Annotated in this window: 26 protein-coding genes and 1 pseudogene; 7 read left to right on the top strand and 20 right to left on the bottom strand. The window is 67.9% G+C overall.

Going from position 1 to position 25,484, the window contains the following annotated elements; translation table 11 throughout:
- Nucleotides 1-86: 86 nt before the first annotated feature.
- From ACNI3K_RS11850 to ACNI3K_RS11810, 9 genes and pseudogenes are all read right to left on the bottom strand, one after another.
- Nucleotides 87-218, bottom strand: a pseudogene (locus ACNI3K_RS11850) (methylenetetrahydrofolate reductase C-terminal domain-containing protein); the annotation flags it as partial.
- On the bottom strand, nt 208-798 hold the full coding sequence (locus ACNI3K_RS11845; RefSeq protein ID WP_419392100.1) for a pyridoxamine 5'-phosphate oxidase family protein: 591 nt from the start codon (nt 796-798) through the stop codon (nt 208-210). The pseudogene ACNI3K_RS11850 and the gene ACNI3K_RS11845, both read right to left, overlap by 11 nt.
- Entirely contained in the window at nt 798-1,574 is a 777-nt protein-coding gene (locus ACNI3K_RS11840; RefSeq protein ID WP_419392099.1) for a creatininase family protein, read from the bottom strand. The genes ACNI3K_RS11845 and ACNI3K_RS11840 overlap by 1 nt, the downstream gene beginning before the upstream one ends.
- Nucleotides 1,571-2,908 (bottom strand): FAD-binding oxidoreductase, encoded by a 1,338-nt coding sequence (locus ACNI3K_RS11835; RefSeq protein ID WP_419392098.1) that lies wholly within the window; start codon nt 2,906-2,908, stop codon nt 1,571-1,573. The genes ACNI3K_RS11840 and ACNI3K_RS11835 overlap by 4 nt, the downstream gene beginning before the upstream one ends.
- A 46-nt stretch (nt 2,909-2,954) precedes the next feature.
- Entirely contained in the window at nt 2,955-3,707 is a 753-nt protein-coding gene (locus ACNI3K_RS11830) for an SDR family NAD(P)-dependent oxidoreductase (protein WP_419392097.1), read from the bottom strand.
- Nucleotides 3,708-3,735: 28 nt separating this feature from the next.
- Entirely contained in the window at nt 3,736-4,941 is a 1,206-nt protein-coding gene (locus tag ACNI3K_RS11825; RefSeq protein WP_419392096.1) for an ABC transporter substrate-binding protein, read from the bottom strand.
- 51 nt (nt 4,942-4,992) lie between these two features.
- A complete protein-coding gene (locus ACNI3K_RS11820; RefSeq protein WP_419392095.1) occupies nt 4,993-5,808 on the bottom strand; it encodes an ABC transporter permease in 816 nt (271 codons plus the stop codon).
- Nucleotides 5,808-6,563, bottom strand: coding sequence for an ABC transporter ATP-binding protein (locus tag ACNI3K_RS11815; RefSeq protein WP_419392094.1), 756 nt, complete (start codon nt 6,561-6,563; stop codon nt 5,808-5,810). The genes ACNI3K_RS11820 and ACNI3K_RS11815 overlap by 1 nt, the downstream gene beginning before the upstream one ends.
- Nucleotides 6,560-7,804 (bottom strand): amidohydrolase family protein, encoded by a 1,245-nt coding sequence (locus ACNI3K_RS11810; RefSeq protein ID WP_419392093.1) that lies wholly within the window; start codon nt 7,802-7,804, stop codon nt 6,560-6,562. The genes ACNI3K_RS11815 and ACNI3K_RS11810 overlap by 4 nt, the downstream gene beginning before the upstream one ends.
- 149 nt (nt 7,805-7,953) lie before the next feature.
- Here ACNI3K_RS11810 and relB point away from each other — a divergent pair, with 149 nt between their 5' ends.
- Both relB and ACNI3K_RS11800 read left to right on the top strand, forming a co-directional pair.
- Nucleotides 7,954-8,562, top strand: a complete 609-nt coding sequence (gene relB, locus ACNI3K_RS11805) for a type II toxin-antitoxin system RelB family anti-toxin (protein ID WP_419392092.1) — start codon at nt 7,954-7,956, stop codon at nt 8,560-8,562.
- Complete coding sequence (locus ACNI3K_RS11800; RefSeq protein ID WP_419392091.1) at nt 8,559-9,509, top strand: PDR/VanB family oxidoreductase; 951 nt, start codon at nt 8,559-8,561, stop codon at nt 9,507-9,509. Before relB ends, ACNI3K_RS11800 begins: the two co-directional genes overlap by 4 nt.
- Here ACNI3K_RS11800 and ACNI3K_RS11795 read toward each other — a convergent pair.
- The 4 genes from ACNI3K_RS11795 to nadA form a co-directional block, all read right to left on the bottom strand.
- Nucleotides 9,493-10,809 (bottom strand): amidohydrolase family protein, encoded by a 1,317-nt coding sequence (locus ACNI3K_RS11795; protein WP_419392090.1) that lies wholly within the window; start codon nt 10,807-10,809, stop codon nt 9,493-9,495. The two genes, ACNI3K_RS11800 and ACNI3K_RS11795, sit on opposite strands and share 17 nt — an antisense overlap.
- A 113-nt stretch (nt 10,810-10,922) precedes the next feature.
- Entirely contained in the window at nt 10,923-11,936 is a 1,014-nt protein-coding gene (locus tag ACNI3K_RS11790) for an aldo/keto reductase family protein (RefSeq protein WP_419392089.1), read from the bottom strand.
- A 44-nt stretch (nt 11,937-11,980) separates the two neighbouring features.
- Nucleotides 11,981-12,574, bottom strand: coding sequence for a DUF3043 domain-containing protein (locus ACNI3K_RS11785; RefSeq protein WP_419392088.1), 594 nt, complete (start codon nt 12,572-12,574; stop codon nt 11,981-11,983).
- 65 nt (nt 12,575-12,639) lie between these two features.
- Nucleotides 12,640-13,845 (bottom strand): quinolinate synthase NadA, encoded by a 1,206-nt coding sequence (gene nadA / locus ACNI3K_RS11780; RefSeq protein ID WP_419392087.1) that lies wholly within the window; start codon nt 13,843-13,845, stop codon nt 12,640-12,642.
- 39 nt (nt 13,846-13,884) lie between these two features.
- Between nadA and ACNI3K_RS11775 the strand changes: the two genes are divergently transcribed.
- On the top strand, nt 13,885-14,880 hold the full coding sequence (locus tag ACNI3K_RS11775) for a glycerate kinase (RefSeq protein ID WP_419392086.1): 996 nt from the start codon (nt 13,885-13,887) through the stop codon (nt 14,878-14,880).
- Between the two features lie 100 nt (nt 14,881-14,980).
- Nucleotides 14,981-15,334: an iron-sulfur cluster insertion protein ErpA gene (erpA, locus tag ACNI3K_RS11770; RefSeq protein ID WP_419392085.1), complete on the top strand. Its 354-nt coding sequence runs from the start codon at nt 14,981-14,983 to the stop codon at nt 15,332-15,334.
- A gap of 87 nt (nt 15,335-15,421) precedes the next feature.
- Here the strand turns inward: erpA and ACNI3K_RS11765 are convergent, their stop codons facing one another.
- Entirely contained in the window at nt 15,422-16,540 is a 1,119-nt protein-coding gene (locus tag ACNI3K_RS11765) for a cysteine desulfurase family protein (RefSeq protein WP_419392084.1), read from the bottom strand.
- A gap of 32 nt (nt 16,541-16,572) precedes the next feature.
- On the opposite strand from ACNI3K_RS11765, the gene ctaC reads away from it, so the two are divergent.
- From ctaC to ACNI3K_RS11750, 3 genes are read left to right on the top strand one after another with little or no spacing between them, the layout of a single operon-like run.
- Nucleotides 16,573-17,442 carry an aa3-type cytochrome oxidase subunit II gene (gene ctaC / locus ACNI3K_RS11760; RefSeq protein ID WP_419392083.1) on the top strand — a complete coding sequence of 290 codons (870 nt, stop codon included), beginning with the start codon at nt 16,573-16,575 and terminating at the stop codon, nt 17,440-17,442.
- A complete protein-coding gene (gene ctaD, locus ACNI3K_RS11755) occupies nt 17,442-19,199 on the top strand; it encodes an aa3-type cytochrome oxidase subunit I (RefSeq protein WP_419392082.1) in 1,758 nt (585 codons plus the stop codon). Before ctaC ends, ctaD begins: the two co-directional genes overlap by 1 nt.
- 3 nt (nt 19,200-19,202) lie before the next feature.
- Nucleotides 19,203-19,604: a cytochrome c oxidase subunit 4 gene (locus ACNI3K_RS11750; RefSeq protein WP_419392081.1), complete on the top strand. Its 402-nt coding sequence runs from the start codon at nt 19,203-19,205 to the stop codon at nt 19,602-19,604.
- Between the two features lie 13 nt (nt 19,605-19,617).
- Here ACNI3K_RS11750 and ACNI3K_RS11745 read toward each other — a convergent pair whose 3' ends face one another.
- The 6 genes from ACNI3K_RS11745 to qcrC form a co-directional block, all read right to left on the bottom strand.
- Nucleotides 19,618-20,331, bottom strand: coding sequence for an ion channel (locus tag ACNI3K_RS11745; RefSeq protein WP_419392080.1), 714 nt, complete (start codon nt 20,329-20,331; stop codon nt 19,618-19,620).
- 58 nt (nt 20,332-20,389) lie between these two features.
- Nucleotides 20,390-20,935, bottom strand: a complete 546-nt coding sequence (locus tag ACNI3K_RS11740) for a hypothetical protein (RefSeq protein WP_419392079.1) — start codon at nt 20,933-20,935, stop codon at nt 20,390-20,392.
- A gap of 127 nt (nt 20,936-21,062) precedes the next feature.
- On the bottom strand, nt 21,063-21,683 hold the full coding sequence (locus tag ACNI3K_RS11735; RefSeq protein WP_419392078.1) for a superoxide dismutase: 621 nt from the start codon (nt 21,681-21,683) through the stop codon (nt 21,063-21,065).
- Between the two features lie 218 nt (nt 21,684-21,901).
- A complete protein-coding gene (gene qcrB, locus ACNI3K_RS11730) occupies nt 21,902-23,623 on the bottom strand; it encodes a cytochrome bc1 complex cytochrome b subunit (protein WP_419392077.1) in 1,722 nt (573 codons plus the stop codon).
- Nucleotides 23,623-24,699 carry a cytochrome bc1 complex Rieske iron-sulfur subunit gene (gene qcrA, locus ACNI3K_RS11725; protein ID WP_419392076.1) on the bottom strand — a complete coding sequence of 359 codons (1,077 nt, stop codon included), beginning with the start codon at nt 24,697-24,699 and terminating at the stop codon, nt 23,623-23,625. The genes qcrB and qcrA overlap by 1 nt, the downstream gene beginning before the upstream one ends.
- Nucleotides 24,696-25,481 carry a cytochrome bc1 complex diheme cytochrome c subunit gene (gene qcrC, locus ACNI3K_RS11720; RefSeq protein WP_419392075.1) on the bottom strand — a complete coding sequence of 262 codons (786 nt, stop codon included), beginning with the start codon at nt 25,479-25,481 and terminating at the stop codon, nt 24,696-24,698. Before qcrC ends, qcrA begins: the two co-directional genes overlap by 4 nt.
- Nucleotides 25,482-25,484: the final 3 nt, after the last annotated feature.

Below are 25,484 nucleotides of genomic sequence, written 5' to 3'. Positions count from 1 at the left end.
CCTGTGGGATCTGCCTCCATAGCCGTGGCGGGGGAGCGGGCGGCGGTGTCGCGCCATCGCACCGGGGCGAGCGAGAGGAAGGAGCACGCGTGATCGGCGACCTCGCACCGTCCGGAGAACTCCACTCCGCCGCACGGGCCGTACTCCATCTGCTTGGGGCAGCCCGCCGCGCCAAGCGCGGGAGCGGGCGGAGGCGAGGAGCTCGCGTCAGCCGGCACGAAAGCTCGTCTCCCAGCTGCCGTCCGTCGCGACGTACTCGACCCGCCGGGAGGCGGTGTCCACCGCCCCCTCCCAGAACCGCAGGCGACGCGGTCGGACGACGTATCCCGTCCACGTCGCCGGCGGAGTGAATCCCGCCGTGTGGTCGGTGGCCAGCTGTGCCCATTGCGTGACCCGCGACGCGTCGTCGAGAGCGGCGAACTCGTCCGTGTTCATCCACGCCAGCTGCTGCAAGTATGGGCCGCGATCGCGATAGGCCTGCGCGACCTCGCGGGCATCAGCGGGTTCGGCGGTGCCTTGGACCACGAGCTGTCGCCCCTGCTCCGCGAGCAGAATTGTCAGGGTGACCCGCGCATCGGCCGCGATCTGTGCGCACTTGTTCGAGAGCGCATCCGTGTGGAAGAAGAAGCCATCGCGGGTGACCTCCGACAGCAGCATGGTGCGCGAGTCAGGAGCGCCAGCGGCGTCAAGGGTCGACAGGGTCATCAGGCACTGGTTCACGCCGCCCGGGAGCCACTCGAGCGAAAGGTCCATGGGATCGCCCGGATACCCGCGCGACTCCGGGTCCTCGCGCGCCATCAGGCACCGCCCCCGGCGGGGTCGAAGCGCGAGATCTCCTCGAACGACTCGACCGCGAGTCGCACGAAGTCCGCGGCGAGGCGCTCGCCGGTGGCCGCATCGGCCCGAGTCGGATCGCCGAGCACGCCGCCGCAGCCGAAGTCGTCGCTGAGCCACCCGAACTGGACGGACGCTCCGGCGAAGCCGATGCGGCGATAGTCGGACAGCCCCTCCGGGATCGCGCGGGCGAAGTGCTCCGGGGCCACCAGGTCGGGCCGCAGGTGCATCATCAGCGAGGTCTCGCCCCAGCCGCCATGGATACCGAGTCCAGACTCCTCGGGGGCGCTCGGCACGGCGACCGACAGCGCGAAGGTGCGCAGTCCATGCAGGCGTCGCAGCTCGCGCAGCGCGATCGCCAGCGGCGCGACGTTCCCCCCGTGTCCGTTCAAGAACACGAGCGTGCGAGCCGGCGTGCGGGCCAGGGATCGTCCGATGCCGCGCAACGTCGCCAGCAGGTCGTCCGCGCCAATCCAGAACGTCCCGGGCGCCCAGTCGTGCTCGTCCGACTTGGTATAGGCCAGCGGGGGCAGGCGCCACACGTCGAGCCCGCTGTCGGCCGCCGCGTCGACTGCACGCACGGACATCTCGTCGGCCATGATCAGGTCCGTCGCCAGCGGCAGGTGCGCGCCATGATGCTCGACCGAACCCACGGGCAGCACGACGATCGAGTCCGGCGTGAGCATCGTGTCGAGCGCGGGGCCGCTGAGTTCCGCGAGCTCGCGCGTCGATGCACTCACATCTGCGTCCCGGTGTAGGCCGATGCCTGCGCGCCAAGCTTGCCGGGGTTGAGCAGCCCGCGTGGGTCGGTCACTGCCGCGAGAGCCGCAGCGCGGTCGGGCTCGAAGTCGACCGCCCATTGGTGTGGGTTGTGGGTCTGGACCCCGAGTGCGGCCAGCCGCTCGAAGCCGGCCAGCACGTCCTGAGCGGACGTGTACCTGGCGGCGAGCATGCCGATGGGACGGCCCCTCTGCGCCTCGATGTGCAGCATCGCCTCCGGGTAGACCGACTCGACGGCGGCCAGGTCGTCGACCAGCGCGTCGCCCAGAACCTCGAGGTGGAAGTACTCGCCGGGCGCCGACTTCTGCAGCCACTCGATGGGGTGGTTGTAGGAGCTCATCGACAGCTTCACAGTGTGCTGTGCGCCCTCGCGCACGTCATCGACGCGCCCGCCGGCCGCTTCGACAAGCCGGGTGGCCTCCGCGAGAGAGCCCTCGTCCAGGATCGCTCTCAGCGAGGCCCGGCCGGCGGGGATGCCGAGATCGCTTGGCAAGGCCTCGGCGATGCGCGCGCGATCGCCCGACACCAGCCGAGGCGTGGGCTCGAGGGCGGCGAATGGCCGCATGAGCGAGACCACCTGCTCGAAAGTGTCGAAGCTCGCGAGAAAGGCCCGCCACGGCTGCAACGGCTCGGTGGCGATGCGGACCTTGGAGAGGATGCCCGTGGTGCCGTACGCGTGCAGGTATGGGATCGCCTCCTCGCCTTCCATCCACTCGGGCGCCGCGTCTGGCACCGCGCGGATGACCTCGACGGCCTTGACGAAGCCCTGGTGCAGCAGGCCGTTGGCGATCGACCCCGTGCCGCCAGAGCCGCCCGAGACGAAGCCGCCCACCGTGGTCTGCGCGGTCGAGGGGTACATCCACAGCTGACGGCCGGCGCGGTTCGCGGTCTGCTCGAGCATCCACATCACGGCGCCCGACTCGGCCTCGATGAAGTCGTCCCCGACCTCCAAGACGCGTCGCGCACGCGTGGTGTCGAGGACGAGCCCACCAGCCATCGGAATGCCCTGACCGTAATTGCCCGTGCCCTTGCCGCGAGGAGTGATGGGTACGCCATGGCGCACGGCGGCGCCCACTGCCGCGGCGATGTGCGCGGCGGACGTGGGGGTGGCGACGACCTGAGCACGCCCGAGAGGAAGCAGCTCTGTGATGACGGGGGAGAGGTGCGAGCCGTCGATGGAGGCACGCGCGAGGGCTGCGGCCTCGGTCGAGACGGCGTCCGCGCCGATGGCTTCGACGAGGTCCGCAACGAGCGCGTCGATGCGGGTCTGGTCGACTGCGGCGAGGTCGTTCATAAGGGCGAGACTCCTTGGGATTTGGGGATGGGGGGCGGGCGGGCAATCAGTGCATGACCATGCCGCCCGTGAGATTCAATGCCTGACCGGTGATGTAGCTCGCGCCGTCGCTCGCCAGGTACGAGGCCAGCTCCGCGACGTCCTCGGGGGTGCCGAGCCGACCGAGCGGCGATCGCGACGCCCAGGCGGCTACTTGCTCGTCGGTCCGCGTGCCGGCACCCATCTCGGTGAGCACGTAGCCCGGGCAGATGGCGTTGACCCGGATGCCGTGCGTGCCCCACTCGAGCGCGGCCGCCCGGGTGAGCGCGACGACCGCGGCCTTGGACGCCGCGTAGTGAGCCTCGTTGGCGCCGCCCGACTTCGCGGCCATGGATGCGAGGTTGATGATCACGCCGCCGTCGCCATCGATCATCCGGCGCGCGGCGCTCTGCATCGTGACCAGGGTGGCGCGGGCGTTGATGTGCTGCATCGAGTCCCATGCCTCGACCTCGATCTCGAGCAGGGGGGCTAGAGCGAAGATGCCGGCGGAGTTCACGAGCACGTCCAGCCCGCCGAGGCCCTCGATCGCCTCAGCCATGGCGCGCGTGGTGTCCGCAGGGTCCGCCAGGTCCACCGTGTACGCGCGGCCCCCGCAGGAGCGAGCTGACTCTTGTGCGGGCAGGCGATCCAGGATCGCGACCTCCGCGCCGTCACGCGCGAGGCGAGCGGCGATGGTGGCGCCGATCCCACGCGCCCCTCCGGTGACGATGACGCGACGCGCCGTGCTGGTGGTCGCGGTCGTCACCGGAGGGGCGGTCATGTGTGCTCCGTGGGTTGAGGGGAGGAGGTCAGGAGCCGAGCGAGATCGACTCGTCGATGAACTCATTCGTGTACAGGTCCTCGGGCGTCAGACCCTCGGCGACCTCGATGCCCTGCTCCGCATAGATCGGTTCGACGATCTCGAAGAGCTCCGCCACGCGGTCCGCGTCGAACGTGCCGAGGATGCCATCGGGTCCGTCAGAGGCGATGCCGTCAGCAAGCATGGTGTCGAACGAGTAGTCGGCGACGTCGGCCGAGTACACCCAGCCGGTGTCGAAGGCCTCGACCAGCTCGAGCACGAGCGACTTCACCGACTCCTTCAGGGTGCCGTCGTAGTAGTCCACCTCGGCTTGCTGCATGATCGGCACCAGCTGAGCGAGGCAGTCGGCGTACTCGGTGACATCGTCGGGACGCACCGACATGGACGCCGCGTACTTGGGGTAGCCCGCGTCGTTGATGAGCTGATACCCGATGGGCTTGCCCCAGTCCGCGACCTCGTTCTCGTAGATGAACGGCTCGGCCGAGGCGAATCCCTGCTGCGCAATGGCGCCGTCCTCCGAGACGAAGACCGCGGGGGTGCCGTCGTAGGTGGTGTCGACCTGGCCCTCGTCCAGCACTCCCGTGCCGACGAAGTAGTCGATGTAGACGCCGCCCGGGAACACGCGGACCGTCACGCCTTCGTCGCCCAGATCGGCGATGCCCTGCACGTCGGGGTACGTCTCGGGATCCCACATGATCATCTGCGGGTCCTTCTCGAGCGGCTGGAACACCGACACGGTGGGCAGGTCGACTGAGTGCGCGATCGCCTCGTCCGTACCGACGTACGCCATGAAGATGGACTCGTCCGAGTACAGCTGGGCATTTGGCTGCGCGAAGCCGACCGCCGGGCCACCGGAGAGCACCGTCACGTCAACCCCGGTGTCCTCGCCAGAGGCCATGAGCGGGCCCGTGACCGACTTGTTGTTGGCATCGACCTCGTACTCGTCGCCGAGCATCGCGTAGAGGTGGCCGTGCTCCATCTCCGGGTTCCAGTCAGTCTGGATGCGGATGTCGGCAGGGCAGATGGCCGCCAGGTCGACCGAGCCGTCCGCAGTGGCCGACGCGGTGCCGGTGGGTGCGGGCGTCCCGGTGGTGTCCTCCGGCTCGGCCTCGGCGCCTGAGGCACACGCGGCGAGCGTGAGGGCGGTCGCGGCGACGCCTGCGAGGACGATGCCGCTTCTAGGGTGGACTCGCATGCTGAGCTCCTTCTGGGTGGGGTGGGAACAGGTGGATGCGACGCCGGCGGATCAGCCGAAGTCGTACCACTTTCCGACGGCTCTCTTGCCGAGCCAGCCGAAGATGAGGAAGATCGCGACGCCCAGGAGCGAGGCGACCAGAACGGAGGCGAAGAGCTCCTCCGACAACAGGCGCGCGCTGTACTTGTTGATGAGCGAGCCGAGGCCCGGAGTGCCGCGCTGGAAGAAGAACTCGCCGACGATGGCGCCGACCACGGCCAGCCCGGCCGAGATGCGCATCCCGGCGAAGATGGCGGGCATGGCGGCGGGCATCGACAGCTTGGCGAGCACGGTGGAGCGGGACGGCCCCTGCAGCATGAACAGCTCGCGCATCGACTTGTCGACCGACTGCAGCCCGAACAGGGTGTTCGACACCATGGGGAACAAGGCGATGATCACGCACACCACGACGCGGGCCGTGAAGTCATAGCCGAACCAGAAGCCGATCAGCGGCGTGATCGCGAGGATGGGGATCGCCTGCAGCATCACCGCATAGGGGAACAGCGCGCGCTCGGCCCACCGTGCCTGATTCATCATGATCGCCCAGGTCACGCCGATGGCGATGGCGATGGCCAGCCCGGTGAGCGAGACCACGGTGGTGCGCCACAGCGCCGTCCAGATCTCGGGGGCCGAGGTCGGGTCCCACAGCTTCATCACCACCTCGTGAGGCCGCGGCAGCAAGAAACTGCGCTGGCCCAGAGCGGCGTTGCCGATGTAGGCGGCCGCGACAAGTAGCGCTGCGAGACCCAACGGCGGTCCCCACTGTCGCGCCCCCGACACGTCGCGTCGACGTCTGGCAGGAGCGGGCGCGGTGTCTGCAGTGGCCATCAGTGGGCCTCCCTGAGTGCGTGAGAGATGGTGCCGACGAGCTCGGCGAACTCCGCGCTGAAGCGGATCTCGGGGTCCCGGGGGACGTCGAACGGCACGTCGTACTCGCCGACGAGGGTGCCGGGCCGCCCCGACATCACGACCACCCGGGTCGACAAGTACACGGCCTCCGCGACGGAGTGGGTGATGAACAGTCCGGCGAACTGCTTCTCGTGGAACAGCCGGATGAGCTCGTCGTTGAGGCGCTGGCGCGTGATCTCGTCGAGCGCGCCGAACGGCTCGTCGAACAGGAACACCTCGGGATTGAGCGTGAGGGAGCGCGCCAGCGAAGCACGCATGCGCATGCCTCCCGACAGCTGTCGCGGCAGGTGCTCCTCGAAGCCACTGAGCCCCACGAGATCGATCGCCTCTTGGGCGGACTCGGCGCGACGGACGCGGCTCTCGCCGTGCAACTCCGCCAGCAGCTCGACGTTGCGCCGCGTGGTGCGCCACGGCAGCAGTGTGGGGTCCTGGAACACGTAGCCGATGCGGTCGGTCGCAAGCTTCACGGCCCCCTCGGTCGCATGCTCGAGGCCCGAGGCGATGCGCAGCAGCGTGGACTTGCCGCAACCCGAAGGTCCGACGACGGAGACGAACTCCCCGCGGCGGACGGTCAAGTCGACCGAATGCAGAGCGACGGTGCCGTCGGGGAACGCCATGGCGACGTCGCTGAAGGACAGGAGCGAGGCGCGCTCCGTGGTGATGGCGGTACTCATCGGGCAGCCTCCGGGGCAGGGGTCAGCGATGGATAGGTGACGCTCGTCGTCGAACGTGAGACAACCGCGCCACGATGGATCACGGTGCGGTGGGCGGGGGCCTCCGCGACTGCCTCGATCAGGCTGTCGGCCTTGATGGCAAGCAGGTCAGCGACCGCACCCGGCGTGGGGCCCGCGGTGGGCAGCGCCATCACCTCACGCGCGCCGCTTGAGACCGCGGTGAACGCCTCCTCAATGTCGAGGTGGCCCGCAACCACGAGCAGCATCGCGGTCTCGAGCGCATCCGCGCGGCCCAACGGGTTGAACGGGTCACGCACGTTGTCCGCGCCGGCCGCGAAGCGGGCACCGGCGTCTATCAACTGGCGCGCGGCGGTCAGTCCCCGTGGGGTCGCGACCTCGTGGTCCCAACCCTGCAGGTAGAGGTTGGTGATCGGATTGGCGATGATGCCGATGCGGGATGCCACCACCGCCGCGATCAGCGTGTCGCGGCGCGCCGGCTCGAGAGTCCCGAGCCGCACGCAGTGGCCGGCCGAGACGTTGCGGCTCCAGCCCCGGGTGCGCTCCGCAAGGGCTCCCAAGGTGACGGCCTCATCGAGCGACTCGTCGGTGTGCATGTCGAGGACGCAGTCGTGTCTGTCCGCGATGCCGATGAACCGATCGAGCTCAGCCAGCGGTTCCGGTGCCAGGTGAGCGGCACCGCCGACGCCGTCCGCGCCTGCATCGAGCGCCGATTCGATCACCGCCGTGGGGATGTCGTCCGATGCCAGCGCGATGATCTCGATGTCCATGAGGCCACGGAGCATGTCGCGCACCTCGACCAGGGCATGAATTCCACGAAGGGGCTGCGCGCCCCGGAGCACGTCCACGTGAGTGCGAATCGCGGTCGAGCCCTGGCTGAGATTGCGCAACGCCTGGCCGTGAGCGCGGGCGACGATGTCGTCAGTGGTCATGCGATCCGCATACGCGCGCCAGCTGACGATCGCCGCGCGCAGGTCGCCCATCGGTGGCCTGATCGCATTCCACGACTGTGCCTTGTCCAAGTGTGCATGCGGGTCGGCCGTGGCAGGGAGCAGCAGGTGCCCATCCAGGTCGAGCACGCTGCGAGAGTCAGTCGGGATCGGCGCGGTGCCTACCGGGACGACGGACGTCACGATCCCCCCCGCGATCGACACGTCGACCACCCGCCCGTCCGCCAGGTGAGCGCCGCGAATCAGCGTGGGACGCTCCCCGGTTAGTGGCATCGAGCACTCCTTGACGATTGGCATAATGTTGATCACATCAACACTGATGAGACTAGGGATCGTTCATTTCGGTCGCGTGACGCGGTGGTTTCTTCCCGTTAATTCTTCGGTCACGAGTCGGATCACACCTCGAGGAAGGGCAGGGCGCCGTGGCATCCCAGGCGGAAGCACCTGGACAGCGCGAGCAAGCGCGAGAGCTGGGTCAGCGGCTGCGCTCTCTGCGCCGCATGAGGGGCATGACCCTCGTCCAGCTCGCCGAGGTGGCGGGGCTGTCTCACTCGTTCCTGTCGCAGATCGAGCGGGGTCAGGCGATGCCCAGCATCGGCTCGTTGGGACGCATCGCGCACGCAGTCGGCACCTCGCAGATCGAACTGCTCACCCCGCCCAGCGCCCCGACCCGCTCGAACGTGGTCCCCACCTCCGCGGCGCCGCGCGGCACCTACGGCGATGAGGCCGCACGTCTGCTGGTGACCCACGCGGGGGCACGGTTTCGCCCGCTGTCGCTCACCGGCTTCAGCCAAGAGTTCGGGGAGCCCTTCTCCCACGCAGAGCACGAGTTCCTGCACGTGATCTCGGGACGAGTCGAGATCGAGATCGATGGGGAGTCAACCGTCCTCGACGAGGGTGACTCCGTCTACTACGGCTCCGACGTCCCGCATCGCTGGCGGGCCGTCGATGAGCGCGGCTTCCACGCCATCGTCGTCAAGGAGCAGCCCGCGGCGACTGACGCCACAACACTCGTCCAGGAGGACCCGTGACCCAGCCCACCGATGCCATCAACATGACCGTCGCCGCGCGCGCCACCAGCGGGGACGTCGTCGTGCTCGATCTTGAGCGATCCGACGGCGCTGCGCTGCCCCCATGGACGCCTGGATCCCACATCGACGTGATCATGCCAGAGGGCATGGTGCGCCAGTATTCCCTGTGTGGAGCCGATGACGCAGGTTCGTGGCGCATCGCCGTGCTGCGAGAAGAGGATGGCCGCGGAGGCTCGAGATGGCTTGCGGACTTCGCGCGCGAGGGACAGTCGCTCCAGGTGGTGGGACCGCGCAACCACTTCGCGTTTGCGCCGGAGGGCGGCCCCGTGCTGCTGCTGGCGGCCGGGATCGGTGTCACGCCGCTGGCGTCGATGGCGGCCGCGGCCGCCCGCAGCGGGCTGGACTATCGGCTCCACTACTCGGGTTCGCGCCGCGCGGCCATGGCGCTAGCGGACGAGCTCTCCGCCGCCCACGGTGACCGATGCGCCCTACACGTCTCGGACGAAGGGACGCGGCTCGATCTCGAGGGCGCGCTCGCGGAGGCGTCCCCAGGCACGGTCGTCTACGCGTGCGGGCCTACGCGGTACCTCGAGGCAGTCGAGACGGCGGCGGCGGCACATGGATTGCCCGTGCGGCTCGAGCACTTCACTCCGGTCGAGCTGGAAGAGCCGGTGCGCCACGACACCTTCGAGGTCGAGCTGGCGATGTCCGGGATCACGTTGGAGGTTCCGCCGGACAAGTCCATCCTCGCTGCCGTGGAGGAGCAGGGCGTGCTGGTGCTGTCGAGCTGCACCGAGGGCACGTGCGGCACGTGCGAGACCCCCGTGCTGGCGGGGGAGGTCGACCACCGCGACTCGATCCTCACTCCTGCGGAGCGCGAGCGTGGCGATGTGATGTACGTCTGTGTGTCACGCGCGGCGTGCCCCCGCCTCACCCTCGATCTGTGATTCGCTCCGCGAGGGCGGCGACGAGCTCGCGCTCCTCGCCATGTACCAGGGCGTAGTCGCGCACCACCAGCTGCCCGCCGACGATCACGTGTCGTGGACGGCGGCCAGGCGAGGCCCACAGCAGCCCGGCGACCGGATCCGCGACGCCGGCATCCGCGACTCCGGTGACATCCCACACGCATGCGTCCGCGGCCGCTCCCACGGTGAGGCGCCCGAGCTCGACCCGCCCGAGCCCGCGCGCCGATCCGGCCGTCGCCATCGCCATCACATCGCGTGCCGCCAGCTGCGGCCCGACCAGCGCGGACACCTGCAGCGCAAGCCGGGCATCGGCGAGCAGGTGACCTGCGTCGTTGGAGCCGCCGCCAGACGTGCCGAGGCCGACGGTCAGCCCCGCCTCTCTCAGCGCCCGCACGGGAGCCACGCCCCATCCCATCGGGACGTCGCACCCGGGGGCGTGGGTCGCGCTCACGCCGGCGGCCGCGAGCCGACCGATCTCAGACTCGGTGACATCGCACAGGTGCGCGATCGTGACGTCGGAGGAGAGCCAGCCCCACTCGTCGAGCAGATCGAGCGGCCGCCGGCCGTATCTCGCGAGGGCGATCTCGGTGTCGACCTGCTCATTTGCTTGGGTGCGACGGCGCAAGCCGTGCGCGGCGGCCACCTCGCCCAGGAGGCGGAACGTGGCCTCGGGGTCGGAGTGCACTCCTGCGGGACCGACGGCCACCTGGAGCATGCCGTCAGGGCGCACGCCGGCCATGTGCTGGGGCAGCAGCGCAGCGACGATCGCCTCGGCGCTTGAGGCGGCCTGCTCCGGGTCGTCGCGAGCCGAGCCGCGGACGAAGGCGAGCCTGGCGCCCAAGGTGCCGGCCGCATCGGCCGTGGCACGAGCGATCTCGACGTGCGACTGAATTGACCCGTCAGAGGGCCACGTGAGGTGATGGTCGGCCACGGTGGTGACGCCGTTCAGCAGCGACTCGGCGATCCCGACGGAGGCCGATGCGGATGCCAGCGACGCGTCCACGCGTACCCGGGCGTACGCGGAGGCCATCGCGGGCAGCCACTCGCGCATCGGCACGCCGCGGGTGCCGGGCAGGGTGCGGAACGCGCTCTGCAGCAGGTGGTGATGAGCATTGACGAGGCCGGGGGTGACGACGCAGCCTGACGCGTCCAACGTCGCTGAACCGTCCGCACTCACCCCGTCCGCGGCCACGCGGCCACCCGCGAAGGCGAGATTGCCGGGACGTTCGCTGGCGGGGTCGGTCGGATCGACGACGATGCTGAGGGCGTCAGTGAGCAGCATGGCGGAAGTGTGACACGCGCATGTTTCGTCCTGGCTACGGCCGGCGCTGTCGACGCACCGCGGCCCCGGAGCCGTCATCGGTTCCGGGGCCGCCGCGTCGCACGGGGAGAGGGTCAGACGACCCGACCCTGGGGGTTGGTCTCGACGGTCTTCTTGGGGTCGCGTTCCACGATGTCGCCCAGCGCCTCGTCGATGCGCTCCATCAGCGCCGCAGGAATCTCGACACCCGAGGCCTTGGCGTTTTCGGTCACCTGCTCGGGGCGCGAGGCACCGATGATGGCCGCAGCCACGTTGTCGTTCTGCAGCACCCACGCGATCGACAGCTGCGCCATGGTGAGTCCCAGCTCGTCCGCGATCGGCTGTAGCTTCTGGACCCGGTTCAGGACGTCGTCGTTCATGAACCGCTTGATCATGTTCGCGCCGCCCTTCTCGTCCGTCGCGCGCGAGCCCTCGGGGGGTGCCTGACCCGGCTTGTACTTGCCGGTGAGCACGCCCTGGGCGACAGGAGACCACACGATCTGGGAGACGCCGGACTCCTTCGAGGCAGGAACCACCTCGTCCTCGATCACGCGCCACAGCATGGAGTACTGCGGCTGGCTCGAGATGAGCTGGAAGTTCAGCTCTTTGGCGAGCCGCGCGCCCTCGCGGATCTGCTCGGCGGTCCACTCGGAGACACCGATGTAGTGGGCCTTGCCCTGGCGCACCACATCGCCGAAGGCGGTCATGGTCTCCTCGAGCGGGGTCTCGTAGTCGTAGCGATGTGCCTGGTAGACGTCGACGTAATCGGTCTGCAGGCGCTCGAGAGAGCCGTTGATCGACTCCATAATGTGCTTGCGCGACAGTCCCGTGTCGTTGGCGCCGCCGGGGCCGGTGGGCCAGTAGACCTTGGTGAAGATCTCGAGGCTCTGGCGCCTTTCGCCCTTCAGGATGTCACCCAGCACCGTCTCGGCCGCCGTGTTGGCGTAGACGTCAGCGGTGTCGAAAGAGGTGATGCCGACGTCGAGCGCGGCCTTCACGCAGGCCGCAGCCTGCTCGTTCTCGACCTGCGACGCGTGGGTCAGCCAGTTGCCGTACGTGAGCTCCGTGATCTTGAGGCCGGAGTTGCCCAGATAGCGATAGTTGATCATGCCCCCACCCTAGAACGGTCGTGGGCCATTCGCTTACCGGTCGGTCAGACTGGGTATTCGCCCCGCTTGACCTTGGGACGCGGCACGCGGAAGCGACGCATGTTGAGCGCGCGGGAGATCACGTAGAACGTCCATCCGCGGGGGAGGCGGCCCTCGCCGAACTTGGCGCCGAAGTACTTCTTGATGCGCTTGATGGTGATGAAGGTCTCGACGGCGGCCGCGAGCACGATCACGTAGAACAGGACGATCAGCGCGAAGCCGATGATGCCGGTCTGGCTCAGGAACAGCGACAGCACCACGAACACGATGGCCATCGGCAGCAGGAACTCGCCGATGCCCGTGCGGGCGTCAACGAAGTCGCGCAGGAACCGTCGCTCAGGACCGCGGTGCTCCACGGGCATGTTGCGCTCGTCGCCCTCCTTCATGGCCCTGTACTCGAACTCGCGCTGCTCGCGAGCCTTCGCCTTGCGCTCCTTCGCGTCGGACTTGGAGTCCGCGAGGACGCCACGGTTGTTGGCGGCCTCGCGATCCTTGCGCTTGGGCGTGGGCCGGCCCTTTCCGGCGGGGGCGATGTCCTCCGAGGGGACGTCGATGGTCGACTCGGGCACGTCGTCGTGGTCAGAGGTCTTCTTCTTCATGATGTCCTTAGCTTTTGCGATCTGCTGGCGTCGCAGTGTGCGGTGGTGTCGTCTGTGAGGCGGCGTCAGTCCTTGGCCGAGTCTTTGGCCGGGAGGGCGAGCATGCGGTCCAGAGCAATCTTGGCCTCCCCCTGCGTCTGGTCGTCGACGTCGATACGGTTCACGACCTCGCCAGCGGCGAGAGACTCGAGAGCCCACACCAGGTGGGGAAGGTCGATGCGGTTCATGGTGGAGCAGAAGCACACCGTGTCTTCAAGGAAGTGGATGTCCTTGTCCGGGTGGGCGTCAGCGAGTCTCCGCACGAGGTTCAGTTCGGTGCCGATCACCCACGATGATCCGGGCTCGGCCGCGTCGAGAGTCTTGATGATGAACTCGGTCGAGCCCACGTAGTCCGCGCCGGTGACGACCTCGTGTGTGCACTCGGGGTGGACCAGCACGTTGATGCCGGGCACCCGCTCGCGCGCGGCGTCGACGTTCTCCTTGCGGAACCGGCCGTGCACGGAGCAATGGCCCTTCCAGAGGATCACCCGCGCGCGCTCAAGCTCTTCCGCGGTGTTGCCGCCCAAAGGCTTGCGCGGGTCGAAGACCACGCAGTCCTCGAGCTCGAGGCCCAACTGCAGCACCGCGGTGTTGCGGCCCAGGTGCTGATCGGGCAGGAACATCACCTTGCCGTCGCCGTCCACGCCGCCCACCTGGTCGAATGCCCAGCGCATCGCGACCTCAGCGTTTGAGGACGTGCACACCACGCCGTTGGTGCGGCCGCAGAAAGCCTTGATGGCGGCGGTGGAGTTCATGTAGGTGACGGGAATGGTGCGGTCCGCGAGGCCGGCCTCCGCGAGCTGATCCCACGCGTCCTCGACCTGGTTGATGCCCGCCATGTCGGCCATCGAGCAGCCCGCGGCCATGTCGGGCAGCACCACGGTCTGCTGGTCGCCGGTGAGGATGTCCGCGCTCTCGGCCATGAAGTGCACGCCGCAGAACACGATGAACTCTGCCTCCGGGCGGGCGGCCGCGTCGCGCGCGAGCTTGAACGAGTCGCCCGTGACGTCCGCGAACTGGATGACCTCGTCGCGCTGATAGTGGTGGCCCAGGATGAACACCCGGTCGCCCAGGGCCTCCTTCGCGCGCCGCGCACGGTCGACCAGGCCGGGGTCGGAGGCCGCCGGGAGGTCGCCGGGACAGTCGACGCCGCGTTCTGACAGCGGGTCGCGCCGGTTCCCGAGGAGCAGCAGCGCCGGCGACTCGGACGGTTCTGTGAACGTCGTGGTCATTCGTGCATTCTCTCACGCTCGCCACGGCACACTGGAGCCATGCAGATCGTGGTGCTGACCGAGTCGTGGCCGAGCGACGGACCCGTCGCGCTGACCGCACGCCAGAGCGCCGACGCGGTTGCCGCGGCCTGGCGGGAGGCGTCGCCCTCGGCGTCGCCCCAGTGCTTCGCCATCGGCGACGGGGGAGCGCGCAGTGCCGACGCCGTCGAGGGCCCACGCCTCGCAGTGGGCGGAGCGGTCGCCGCTGACACCGAGAGGGCGCTCGTGCTCGCACCGGCCGGCGGAGCGCTCCGGTGGGAGCCGCATGCACTCGCGACGGCGCTGCTGGGACTTGCGGCCGAGCACTCGGGCGTCGCGCCCGCGCGGACCGTGGTGGTGCCGGTGGGGGACGAGCCCCCGGCGGGGGACGCGACCGACCTGTGGCTGGGCGGTCTGCTCCAGATGCGCGGCGGCGTCGCGCCCCTGGACCTGGTGGTCGCGGTGTCGTCGCAGCGTCCGCTGCTGGGCTTTCATGGCATGAGCGCCGCGCTGCGCGATGGCCGCGAGGTCGACGAGGCGATCGGTCGAGCCGCGCAGGCGCAGGAGGACCGGTGGTCCGCGATCGCGCGCGAGGCTGACGACGTGGCGAGCATGCCGTCGCTGCTGCGGTCGAGCCGGTTGTCGGACATTCCGGGCACCGGCGCGGCGGGCGGCCTTGCCTACGCGCTGGCTGCGCTCGGCGCCCGGATCGTGCCGAGCGCGCCGCTGATGGCGACGCTGACGGGCGCAGACGAGGCGGCGTCACAGGCGGACCTCGTGGTGGCCGTCGTGCCGAGCCTCGTGCCACGCACCCTCGACGAAGGCGCGGTGCCAGCGGCGAGCGCGCTCGCCGCCAGGCGCGGAGTGCCAGCAATCGTGATCGCACCCGAGTCGCGCATCGGCCGCCGTGACCAGATGAACGCCGGACTGTCCTCCGCGCACGAGGGTGAGCCGGGGCTTGCCGGGCTCTCCGCCGCAGTGCGGCGCGTCGCTCAGACGTGGACTCCATCGCGTTGATTGACTCCAGCGCTGATTCACCACACGCGCCACGAAGGGGCTTGGCAATCCCGCAGACGGGCGTACGCTAGTAGCCAGGAACTAGGAAAGGAGGCGGCCTATGACGGATACAGCGACTGAAGCTGTCACTCACGGAGTCGTCATCACCGATGCGGCTGCTGGCAAGGTGAAGAGCCTGCTGGCGCAGGAGGGTCGAGACGACCTTCGCCTGCGACTGGCGGTCCAGCCCGGAGGTTGCTCCGGACTCATCTACCAGCTGTACTTCGACGAGCGCACGCTCGACGGTGATGTGAGCCGCGATTTCGACGGTGTGCAGGTTGTCGTCGACAAGATGTCGGTGCCGTACCTCGACGGTGCGTCCATCGACTTCGCCGACACGATCGAGAAGCAGGGCTTCACGATCGACAACCCGAACGCTGCGAGTTCGTGCGCATGCGGAGACTCCTTCAGCTGAACTGACGCTTCACGCCGCCGGGCGGTGCTGACCACATGGTCGGCACCGCCCGTTCGCGCGTCCGGGCCCCCTGCAGGGTGGGGGCCGCTAGGCCGACATGGTGCGGCGCGCGTCCTCGAGCACCCGGGGGAGCGTCGCGACAAAACGCTCGACATCCGCGTCCGTCACTGCCGGATGCAGCCCGATGCGCAGGTTGCCGTGCGTGAGCGCCCCCATCGCCGCGAGGACGTGGCTGGGCTCGAAGGCCGCGGTGCCGCACGCCGATCCCGAGCCCACGGCGAAGCCCTCGCGGTCCAACCGGGTGACCACGGGCTCGCCGTCGAGGTACATGAACGCCGCGGTGAGCAGGTGTGGGACTCGTGATTCGGCATCGCCAACCACCGCGACGCCCTCGAGGCCCGAGAGCGACTCGCGGATCCTCGTGGTGAGAGCGCTGAGCCGGGCGCGGTTCGCCTCGTGAGCCTCGCGCCGCTCCTGGAGAGCGACCGCCGCGGCGAGAGCCAGCGGAATCGACACCCCGCCTGGGGCCCAGCCCTCTCCCGGCCACGCCGGCAGCCAGCGCGTGCGCGGGCGGGTCGCGATGATCCCCAGTCCCGACGGGGCGCCCCAGTCCGCCGGGTCCGCGAGCAGCGCGTCCCAGTGCTCGGGAGCCTCAATATGGCCGATGCTCGCGCTGGCATCCAGGACAAGCGGCACCTCCGCGGTGCGTGCGATCTGCGCGACCTCGTCGATCCGCTGAACCGTGCCGATCTCCTGGTTGGCGTGCTGCACCAGGGCCAGTGCAGTCGAGGGATGGCTCACGCGGGCCGCGAACTCGTCCATGTCCAGGTGCCCGGCGCCGTCGACGGGTATCAGGTCGACCGCGTCAGGCGCGGCGTGGGTGGCGGCATCGAGCACCGCCTGGCGCTCGATCGCGGAGGCGACGATGCGCTCGCGGCCCCGCCGGGCCCGGAAGATGCCCGCCGTCACTCGCTCCGCCGCGAGGTGGCTCGACGGCAGGAAGTGGAGATGTGCGGCATCGGCGCCGAGCGCATCGGCGATCGCCTCGCGGGCGCCGTCAAGCACGGCCCTCGCGCGCCGCGATTCGTTGGTGAGACGAGTGGGATCCGCCCAGCCGTCGGCGAGGCCGGCGAGCAGCGCATCGGCCGCCCGCTTAGTCACGGGAGCGCGCCCTCCGGCGTCGAGGAACACCCGGTTCGCTGGCATACGCCCACGGTATCGCGCGCTAGACTGACCGAGTGTCCAAGAAGCCACTCACTGCCATGCCCCGGAAAGCCCTGATTGGCGCCGCGGCGGCGGGCGCGACGGCCATTCTGGCAGGCTGCTCGCAGGGCATCGAAAACGGTGCCCTCCCGTCGACTCCCGAGATCACGAACCAGACCGGAACAGTCATCACGCTGTGGAACGGGTCCTGGATCGCGGCGCTTGCCGTCGGCGTGCTCACCTGGGGTCTGATCCTCTGGTGCGTCGCCGTGTACCGCAAGCGCAAGGGTGACGAGAAGTTGCCGATCCAGAACCGTGTGCACCTGCCGCTCGAGCTGATGTACACGGCGTTGCCCATCATGGCGATCGCCGTGCTGTTCAAGTACACGGCTGAGGACATCGGCGAGATGACCTCACTCGACGCAGAGGCTGATCTTGAGATCCAGGTGGTCGGCAAGCAGTGGAGCTGGGACTTCAACTACCTCAGCGACGACGTCTACGACCCCGGGGTTCAGCCGACGCTTACGGGTAAGGAAGGCGTCGAGGAGACCCTTCCGACCTTGTACCTGCCCGTGGACGAGACGGTGCACTTCCACCTCGATTCGCGCGACGTCATCCACTCGTTCTGGATCCCGGCGTTCCTCTACAAGGAGGACACCATTCCGGGCATCACCAACGAGTGGAAGGTCACGCCCACGCAGGTAGGGACCTACCAGGGCAAGTGTGCGGAGCTGTGCGGCGAGTACCACGCTTCCATGCTCTTCAACGTCGAGGTTGTGGAGCGCGCGGAGTACGAGGCGCACATGGAGTCCTTGCGTGAGCGGGGATATGAAGGCGCGCTCGGCCTCGAGTACAGCCGCGACCAGGTCGTGAGGATGACGATCGACAACGGGGAGACCGAGTAATGGCCACCGTCGCATACGAGGAGCCCCGTCACGAGGAGCTGCCACCGTCGCTGCCCTTGTCGCGGTCGCGCTCCGGAGCCGTCGTCGTGAAGTGGATCACCTCCACTGACCACAAGACGATCGGGTACATGTACCTGATCACGTCGTTCCTGTTCTTCATCATTGGCGGCGTGATGGCGCTGGTGATTCGCGCCGAACTGTTCGAGCCCGGCATGCAGATCGTGCAGTCCGCAGAGCAGTACAACCAGCTGTTCACGATGCACGGCACGATCATGCTGCTGCTGTTCGCGACGCCGCTGTTCGCTGGCTTCGCGAACGTCATCGTGCCCCTTCACATCGGTGCCCCCGACGTCGCGTTCCCGCGCCTGAACATGTTCGCCTACTGGCTGTACCTGTTCGGCGGCCTCATCGCCTCTGCTGGGTTCTTCACGCCTCAGGGCGCGGCGTCGTTTGGATGGTTCGCCTATGCGCCGCTGTCCAACGCCGTCTACTCACCTGGAGTCGGCGGCAACCTGTGGGTGTTCGGTCTGGCCTTGGCCGGCTTCGGAACGATCCTCGGTGCGGTGAACTTCATCACCACCATCGTCACGATGCGTGCGCCCGGCATGACCATGTTCCGGATGCCCATCTTCACGTGGAACATCCTCGTGACCTCGATGCTGGTGCTGCTCGCCTTCCCGCCGCTGGCCTCGGCGCTGTTCGCCCTCGGTTCGGACCGCGTGCTGAACTCCCAGGTGTTCAACCCCGACAACGGGGGAGCGATCCTGTGGCAGCACCTGTTCTGGTTCTTCGGGCACCCAGAGGTGTACATCATCGCGCTGCCGTTCTTTGGCATCGTGTCCGAGATCCTGCCGGTGTTCTCGCGCAAGCCGCTATTCGGATATCACGGGCTCGTGTACGCGACGATCGCGATCGCGGCCTTGTCGGTCACCGTATGGGCGCACCACATGTACGTCACCGGCGCCGTGCTCTTGCCGTTCTTCGCGTTCATGACGATGCTGATCGCCGTCCCGACGGGAGTGAAGTACTTCAACTGGATCGGCACGATGTGGCGAGGGAAGCTCACTTTCGAGACCCCCATGCTGTGGTCCATCGGCTTCCTCATCACGTTCCTGTTCGGCGGGCTCACCGGCATCATCCTGTCCTCGCCGCCGCTGGACTTCCCCGTCTCCGACACCTACTTCGTGGTCGCTCACTTCCACTACGTGGTGTTCGGCACCGTCGTCTTCGCCATGTTCGCCGGGTTCTACTTCTGGTGGCCCAAGTTCACCGGCAAGATGTTGAACGAGCGCTGGGGCAAGATCCACTTCTGGCTGCTGTTCATCGGCTTCCACACGACCTTCCTCATTCAGCACTGGTTGGGCGCCACAGGCATGCCGCGCCGTTACGTCGACTACCTGCCCGAGGATGGATTGACGTTCATGAACCAGGTGTCGACCGTGGGCGCCGTGATCCTTGCCCTGTCGACGCTGCCGTTCCTGTGGAACGTCTACATCACCACCAAGCGCGCGCCCAAGGTGACGGTGGACGATCCATGGGGCTACGGGAACTCTCTCGAGTGGGCGACCAGCTGCCCGCCGCCCCGCCACAACTTCACCTCCATGCCGCGCATCCGCTCAGAGCGCCCCGCGTTCGACCTTCACCACCCCGAGGCCGCCGCGAGGGATCACCACGCCGCGTATGGCTCGAGCAGCGACCACGCACCCGTCGCGGGCACCGACAGCCCCGCCCAGACCGCTTCCGACAAGGAGTCCTGACCGATGCGCCTTGAAGCCAACGTCTTCTGGATCCCGTCGACCTTCTTCTTCTTGGCTGGAACCCTGTACGGCATCTTCACCGGGTGGGGCGAGTGGGTGGGCATCGTCGCGATCCTGCTGACCGGCGGTATGTTCATCATGATCGGCCTGTACTTCAAGATGCTCGAGAAGCGTCACGGGAACCGGCCCGAGGACGATGAAGAGGCCAACATCTCTGAGCTCGCCGGATCGCAGGGCGTGTATGCCCCGTGGAGCTGGTGGCCCCTCGTGATCGGCCTCGGCTCAGCACTGGCCTTCCTGGCCATGGCCGTGGGCTGGTGGATCATGGTGCCCGCCGTCATCGTCGGCGTTGTCGGCCTGGTCGGCTGGGTGTTCGAGTTCTCGACGGGCCGTCACGCGCACTGAGGCCTGCTCGGTCTCAACCGTCGTCGGGATCCTTGGCGCTCCCGGCGACCGAGACTAGCTGTGAGATGACGACGGCGACGAACATGACTCCCACCACCCCCTCGAAGGAGAACATCGAGCGGGCCCATGAGGAGACGGCTACGACGTCTCCGAACCCGATCGCCCCGAGGGTCACGAAGCTCCCGTAGAGCAAGCTCTGCCATGGCAGGGGATTGACGGCGACGGTCGGGTCCGAGAAGCTGCCGGGAGCGGCGATCTCCAAGAGCGCCGCAGCCGCTCCGAACACCCCGCCAATCAGCAGAAAGCCGCACAACCCCGCGAGGAGCAGGTCGACCCCGTTCGCGCGCAGAGGCGGATTGAGCAACGTGTGTACCAACAGCACCAGCAGTCCCAACTGGAGCAGCCCGACGCCAGCAAGCATGGCGACGAGGGCCGCCGTGCTGTCCTCGGCGAGGACGACGAACCAGATACCCCCAGCGACCATCGTGACCGCCAAGGCCGCGAGCGGCCAATAGAGTCTCGGCCGCGTGTAGGCCGTGTGCACGCTGAAGGCGATGATGCCGGAGTACAGCAGCAGATAGATGCCGGTCCACGCTCCGCCCGCCTCGGCGATCGGGTAGCCGAACTGGACGAGCACGAGGCTCCCGAGCAGCAGCCACACCACGGACCGGCGTGCGAGCGGGTGCGGTGGTCGATCCGTCGAGCGGGGGCGCGCATCGGACGTCATGGTGTCAACGGTAGCGCGCCATCCTGAAACGGAGCCGGCAATGGAGCGGGTAGTGGGCTCACCCGCGCAGCGGGCGGCGCCCTGCGGCGACCGCGAGCAGCGACACTGCGAGAGCGATGGCCGCGCCGCCCGCCGCCGAGGCCGCCATCACATCACTGGGGACCGCATGAGGCAGGCACCCACCTTGCCCGTCCGGATGGCACACGGCCACGACGGCGAAGAAGGCATCGATCGAAGCGAACATGAGGGCGAAGACCGTGATCGTCGCCAAAGTCACGGCTGCGAGGCCTGCCAGCCGGTCGCGGAGCCAACCACGGGCGATTGCGATGAGGGCCGCGGCGACGGCGACCATCGCCGCACTGGCCAGCACCCAGGACAGCGGCGCCCCACGCTCCACGCCTGTACAGCCTAGGAAGCCGGCCGGCCCCTCGGTACTGCATGCGAAGTCGGCGGTGATCGTGAACAGCAGGTTCGGGCCACCGACCCACAGGGCTGCTGCGACCGCCACCACGATCGCAACGTAGGCGGCGGCCCTCAGAACGGTGGTCCCGCCTTGAGGAGGGCGATGCGACTCGTTTCCTCGGGTCTCGTCCGGAGCGTTCATCTGTTCACGGTATCGAGGATGGGCTGACATGAGAACCTGCGTCGACGTGCGGGGACGACGGCGTGCAGACGCAGCAAGGGCGGGCACCCCTTGGGGGGCCCGCCCTTGCTGCTGTCGTTGCGAGGTTCTACTTGACGATGAGACCCTGCGTCGCCGATGCAGTGGCGAAGCGCTGCTGGACGTTTGCCCAGTCCACGACGTTCCACCAGGCCTTGACGTAGTCGGCCTTGACGTTGCGGTACTGGAGGTAGAAGGCGTGCTCCCACATGTCCAGCATGAGCAGCGGCACGAGGCCCACGGGGACGTTGCCCTGCTGGTCGTAGAGCTGCACGATCACGAGCTTCTGGCCGATGGTGTCCCACGCGAGGATCGACCAGCCAGAGCCCATGATGGTGAGGGCGTTCTGGGTGAAATGCGCCCGGAACTTGTCGAACGAGCCAAAGTTCTCGTCGATCGCGGCCGCGAGCTCGCCCGTGGGCTTGTCGCCGCCGTCGGGGGACATGTTGGTCCAGAACACCGAGTGATTGACGTGCCCGCCGAGGTTGAAGGCGAGCGCCTTCTCGAGCCCGGCGATCGGGCCGAAGTCATCGTTGTCACGCGCAGCGGCCATCTTCTCGAGCGCCGTGTTGGCGCCGGCCACATAGGTCGCGTGGTGCTTGGAGTGGTGAAGCTCCATGATCTCGCCCGCGATGTGGGGGTCGAGAGCGCCATAGTCGTATGGAAGGTCCGGAAGGGTGTAGTCAGCCATTCTTCCTCCTGCGTTGGGCGCGGCGGCGGGCGCCGCGCGCTGTTTTCGGGGTGTCCCCTTGAGCCTATCGCCGCAGGCGGGTGCCTGCTGCGAAATGGCTGCGTGCGGGTCAACACCGCTGGGTCCGCCAGGATTCCCACGGGTGGAGGTGAGGCGCCAACATGCAAGAAGGCCGGCCTCCCAGTGGTGGGAGGCCGGCCTTGCTGGCGGCGTTGCGCCTACTTCTTGGTGGACTCTTCGAGCTCGTCCCACTCATGGTCGAGCCGGCCGTCTGCGCCCTTCGCCTCGGCGGCGTCGGACAGGCCGTGCGCGGTCGGGGCATCGGGGTCCGCGTGATGAGCGGACTCGAGCTCCTCAGGGGTGACGGGCTCGATTCGGTCCTCGTAGTAGAACCGCGACAGGCTCTGCTTGAAGCGGTCCCAGCGGTAGCCCTTGCGTGCGACGCCGTGCTCGTTGCGTGCGGGAGCGATCTCTAGAGGCTTGTGGTTGTCGAACGACACCCGTACCCAGCGCTCCTGCTCGTCGAGCGGACTGTGCACCTCGACGTACTCCCCGTGCTCGTGACGAACGATGGTGCCGGTCTCGTGCCCATGCAGGACGAGCTCTCGGTCCTTGCGTTGCAGGCCCAGGCACAGGCGCTTGGTGATCCAGAACGCGATGACGGGCAAGATAAAGATGCCCCATTGGAAGAAGATGGTGAGGTCGTTGAGCGATAGGTGGAACAAGTTCGCCACGATGTCGTTCGAGCCCTCGATCACCAGGATGACGTAGAACACGATCATCGCCACGCCGATGCCGGTGCGCACCGGCACGTTGCGCGGGCGGTCGAGGACGTGCTTCTCGCCCTTGTCACCGGTGGCCCAGGCCTCGATCCACGGGTAGAGCGCGATGAACCCGAAGAACAGGCCCGGCACGATCACGGAGGGGATGAGAATGTTCCACGACAGCGTGTAGCCCCAGAGCTCCCACTCGGTCGGCAGACCGAAGAGCCAGCCCGGCCACATGCGCAGGAGTCCATCGATGAACAGGATGTACCAGTCGGGCTGGGTTCCTGCGGAGACGGGGGAGGGGTCGTACGGCCCGTAGTTCCACACCGGGTTGATGGTGAACACCGAGGCGACCAGCGCGACGATGCCGAACACCACGAAGAAGAACCCGCCGGCCTTGGCCGTGTACACGGGGAACAGCGGCAGCCCGACGACGTTGCGGTGCGTGCGGCCTCCCCCGGGGTACTGCGTGTGCTTGTGCAGGAACACGAGGAACAGGTGGAGTGCGATCAGCGCAAGGATCAGTCCGGGCACGATCAGGATGTGCGCCGTGAAGATGCGAGGAATCAGATCCGTGCCAGGGAACTCGCCGCCGAACAGCCAATACGAGATGTACGAGCCGATCAGGGGGATGCCCTTGATGACGCCATCGATGATGCGCAGACCGTTGCCGGACAGCACGTCGTCGGGAAGCGAGTAGCCGGTGAAGCCTGCCGCGAGGCCCAGGATCATCAACGTGAAGCCCACGAGCCAGTTGAGCTCGCGGGGCTTGCGGAACGCGCCCGTGAAGAACACGCGGCACATGTGCACCATGATCGCGGCGATGAACAGCAGCGCCGACCAGTGGTGGATCTGCCGCATGAGGAGCCCACCGGGCACCTCGAAGGACGTGACGAGGGTCGACTCGAACGCCTTCGTCATCTCCACGTCGTGCATGGTCTCGAAGGGGCCTTCGTAGTGCACCGTCTCCATCGAGGGCACAAAGAAGGCCGTGAGGAACACACCTGACAGCAAAAGGATGATGAACGAGTACAGCGCGATCTCGCCGAGCATGAAGGACCAGTGGTCCGGGAACAGCTTGCGCGCGAAGAACTTGACGAACCCGCCGATCGACGTGCGCTCGTCGACGTAGTTGGCCGTGCCTGCGGCGGCGTTGTTCAGCTTGGCGCCCATCAGCTGGTCTCCTCCTCGACGGCCGGGTCATCCCCGCCCTTGAGCCGGTCCCAGTACGAGGGACCGATGGGTTCGTCGAAGTCGGCCTGCGCGACGATATATCCCTCGTCGTCGACCGCGATAGGCAGTTGGGGGAGCGGCCGCTTGGCCGGGCCGAACACGACCTTGGCCCCGTCCGCGACATCGAAGGTCGACTGGTGACACGGGCACAGCAGGTGGTGGGTCTGCTGCTCGTACAGTGCAACCGGGCAGCCCACGTGGGTGCAGATCTTCGAATAGGCGACGATGCCGTCGAACGTCCAGTTCTCGCGGCCCGGCTGGGGCACGAGATCCTTGGGTTCCAGCCGCACCAGCAGCACGACCGCCTTGGCCTTCTCGTCGATCATCGCGTGGTGGTCGAGCTCCAGCAGTCCATCCGGGATCACGTGGAAGACGGAACCGATGGTCACGTCAGCGGCGCGGATGAGCGCGCCGTCAGGGTCGCGAGCGAGCCGCACTCCTTGACCCCACATGGTGTGGCGGAACTTCGAGACGTTCCAGTCGCCACCCATGTTGCCGATCTGGGGGACAAGCAGTGAAAGCGGGGCGATGGCGAGGGCTGTGATCAAGGTGCCCTTGAGCAGTCCGCGGCGCTCGACGCCGGCCAGTCCCGAATCTTCGGCGCCGTCTTTGAGGTTCTGGATCGCGCCCGCGCGGCCCTCGTCGGAGCTGCGCAACTCATGACGCTCCTCGACCATCTCGTGGTCGCGCATGAGGGTCTTGGCCCAGTGGATCGCGCCCAGGCCGATGCCGATCATCGCGAGGAAGATGCCGATGCCGATCCACATGTTGACCTGCTGGATCGCGGAGATGTCGCCGCCGTCGCCGATGTCCAGGCCGAAGTACGCCCAGATCGCGATGACGGTACCGATGATCGACAAGGCGAACAGGAATGCGGTCTGGCGCTCAGCGCGCTTGCCAGCCTTCTTGTCGACGTCGGCGCGCCGCGGACGGTGGTAGGGCAGTCCGGGGTTGTCGTAGCCGTTCGCCGACGTGAGGTCGGTGTGGGGGGTCGAGTTCTTGTCGGGGGCGCTCATGAGGAACGGGCTCCTACCCAGATGGTGCTGGCGATGATCAGTCCGAGCAGTACGAGCCACGCCCACAGGCCTTCGGACACGGGTCCGATCGACCCCAGGGTCAGGCCTCCGGGTGAGCCCTGCTCTTGGAAGTCCAGGTAGGCGATGATGTCGCGCTTGATCTCCGGCGTGAGGTTGGCGTCGTTGAACACGGGCATCGACTGCGGACCGGTCAACATCGCCTCATACAGGTGGGTGGGGGTCGAGTCCAACAGGGACGGCGCGAACTTGCCCTGCGTCAGGGCTCCGCCGCCACCGATCGATCCGTGGCACATTGCACAGTTAGTGCGGAAGAACAGCATGCCGTTCGCCGCGTCGCCAAGCTCAGGGTCGACCTGTTCGGCGGTGGGAATGGCGGGTCCGGCACCAAGAGACGCGACCCACGCTGCCAACTGTTCGATCTCGTCCTGGTTGAACTGCACCGGCTTGGCGTATGCCTGGGGTCCCGACGCGGCCATCGGCATGCGGCCGGTGCCGACCTGGAAGTCCACCGCTGCGGCGCCGACTCCGACGAGCGACGGCGCGACGCCGTCCTGGCCCTGGCCGTCCAGACCGTGGCACGAGGCACAGTTGGCGGCAAACAGGCGTTCTCCCGCGACCACGTCCTCCTCGGACATCTCCGTCGACGCAGTCGCGGTGCCCGGTGCGGCGACAGCCGCGATACCGGTGATGAGTGCAAGCAGCGCGAGCACGAGCAGCAGCGGGGCTGCTCTGTGGTGGCGCCGGCGGGCCAGTGAATGCATGCG

Origin of the sequence: Demequina ureilytica, assembly GCF_048553575.1 — a bacterium.
In the GTDB taxonomy this organism is placed as follows: Bacteria; Actinomycetota; Actinomycetes; order Actinomycetales; family Demequinaceae; genus Demequina.
Note: the sequence above shows the minus strand (reverse complement) of the source record. Positions and strands in the feature narration are given on the sequence as shown.

Excerpts from the sequence above, each read along its gene's own strand:
- ACNI3K_RS11845 (WP_419392100.1), bottom strand. The coding sequence starts at position 798 with ATGGCGCGCGAGGACCCGGAGTCGCGCGGGTATCCGGGCGATCCCATG.
- ACNI3K_RS11835 (WP_419392098.1), bottom strand. The coding sequence starts at position 2,908 with ATGAACGACCTCGCCGCAGTCGACCAGACCCGCATCGACGCGCTCGTT.
- ACNI3K_RS11830 (WP_419392097.1), bottom strand. The coding sequence starts at position 3,707 with ATGACCGCCCCTCCGGTGACGACCGCGACCACCAGCACGGCGCGTCGC.
- ACNI3K_RS11825 (WP_419392096.1), bottom strand. The coding sequence starts at position 4,941 with ATGCGAGTCCACCCTAGAAGCGGCATCGTCCTCGCAGGCGTCGCCGCG.
- ACNI3K_RS11820 (WP_419392095.1), bottom strand. The coding sequence starts at position 5,808 with ATGGCCACTGCAGACACCGCGCCCGCTCCTGCCAGACGTCGACGCGAC.
- ACNI3K_RS11815 (WP_419392094.1), bottom strand. The coding sequence starts at position 6,563 with ATGAGTACCGCCATCACCACGGAGCGCGCCTCGCTCCTGTCCTTCAGC.
- ACNI3K_RS11810 (WP_419392093.1), bottom strand. The coding sequence starts at position 7,804 with ATGCCACTAACCGGGGAGCGTCCCACGCTGATTCGCGGCGCTCACCTG.
- ACNI3K_RS11795 (WP_419392090.1), bottom strand. The coding sequence starts at position 10,809 with ATGCTGCTCACTGACGCCCTCAGCATCGTCGTCGATCCGACCGACCCC.
- ACNI3K_RS11790 (WP_419392089.1), bottom strand. The coding sequence starts at position 11,936 with ATGATCAACTATCGCTATCTGGGCAACTCCGGCCTCAAGATCACGGAG.
- ACNI3K_RS11785 (WP_419392088.1), bottom strand. The coding sequence starts at position 12,574 with ATGAAGAAGAAGACCTCTGACCACGACGACGTGCCCGAGTCGACCATC.
- nadA (WP_419392087.1), bottom strand. The coding sequence starts at position 13,845 with ATGACCACGACGTTCACAGAACCGTCCGAGTCGCCGGCGCTGCTGCTC.
- ACNI3K_RS11775 (WP_419392086.1), top strand. The coding sequence starts at position 13,885 with ATGCAGATCGTGGTGCTGACCGAGTCGTGGCCGAGCGACGGACCCGTC.
- erpA (WP_419392085.1), top strand. The coding sequence starts at position 14,981 with ATGACGGATACAGCGACTGAAGCTGTCACTCACGGAGTCGTCATCACC.
- ACNI3K_RS11765 (WP_419392084.1), bottom strand. The coding sequence starts at position 16,540 with ATGCCAGCGAACCGGGTGTTCCTCGACGCCGGAGGGCGCGCTCCCGTG.
- ctaD (WP_419392082.1), top strand. The coding sequence starts at position 17,442 with ATGGCCACCGTCGCATACGAGGAGCCCCGTCACGAGGAGCTGCCACCG.
- ACNI3K_RS11750 (WP_419392081.1), top strand. The coding sequence starts at position 19,203 with ATGCGCCTTGAAGCCAACGTCTTCTGGATCCCGTCGACCTTCTTCTTC.
- ACNI3K_RS11745 (WP_419392080.1), bottom strand. The coding sequence starts at position 20,331 with ATGACGTCCGATGCGCGCCCCCGCTCGACGGATCGACCACCGCACCCG.
- ACNI3K_RS11740 (WP_419392079.1), bottom strand. The coding sequence starts at position 20,935 with ATGAACGCTCCGGACGAGACCCGAGGAAACGAGTCGCATCGCCCTCCT.
- ACNI3K_RS11735 (WP_419392078.1), bottom strand. The coding sequence starts at position 21,683 with ATGGCTGACTACACCCTTCCGGACCTTCCATACGACTATGGCGCTCTC.
- qcrB (WP_419392077.1), bottom strand. The coding sequence starts at position 23,623 with ATGGGCGCCAAGCTGAACAACGCCGCCGCAGGCACGGCCAACTACGTC.
- qcrA (WP_419392076.1), bottom strand. The coding sequence starts at position 24,699 with ATGAGCGCCCCCGACAAGAACTCGACCCCCCACACCGACCTCACGTCG.
- qcrC (WP_419392075.1), bottom strand. The coding sequence starts at position 25,481 with ATGCATTCACTGGCCCGCCGGCGCCACCACAGAGCAGCCCCGCTGCTG.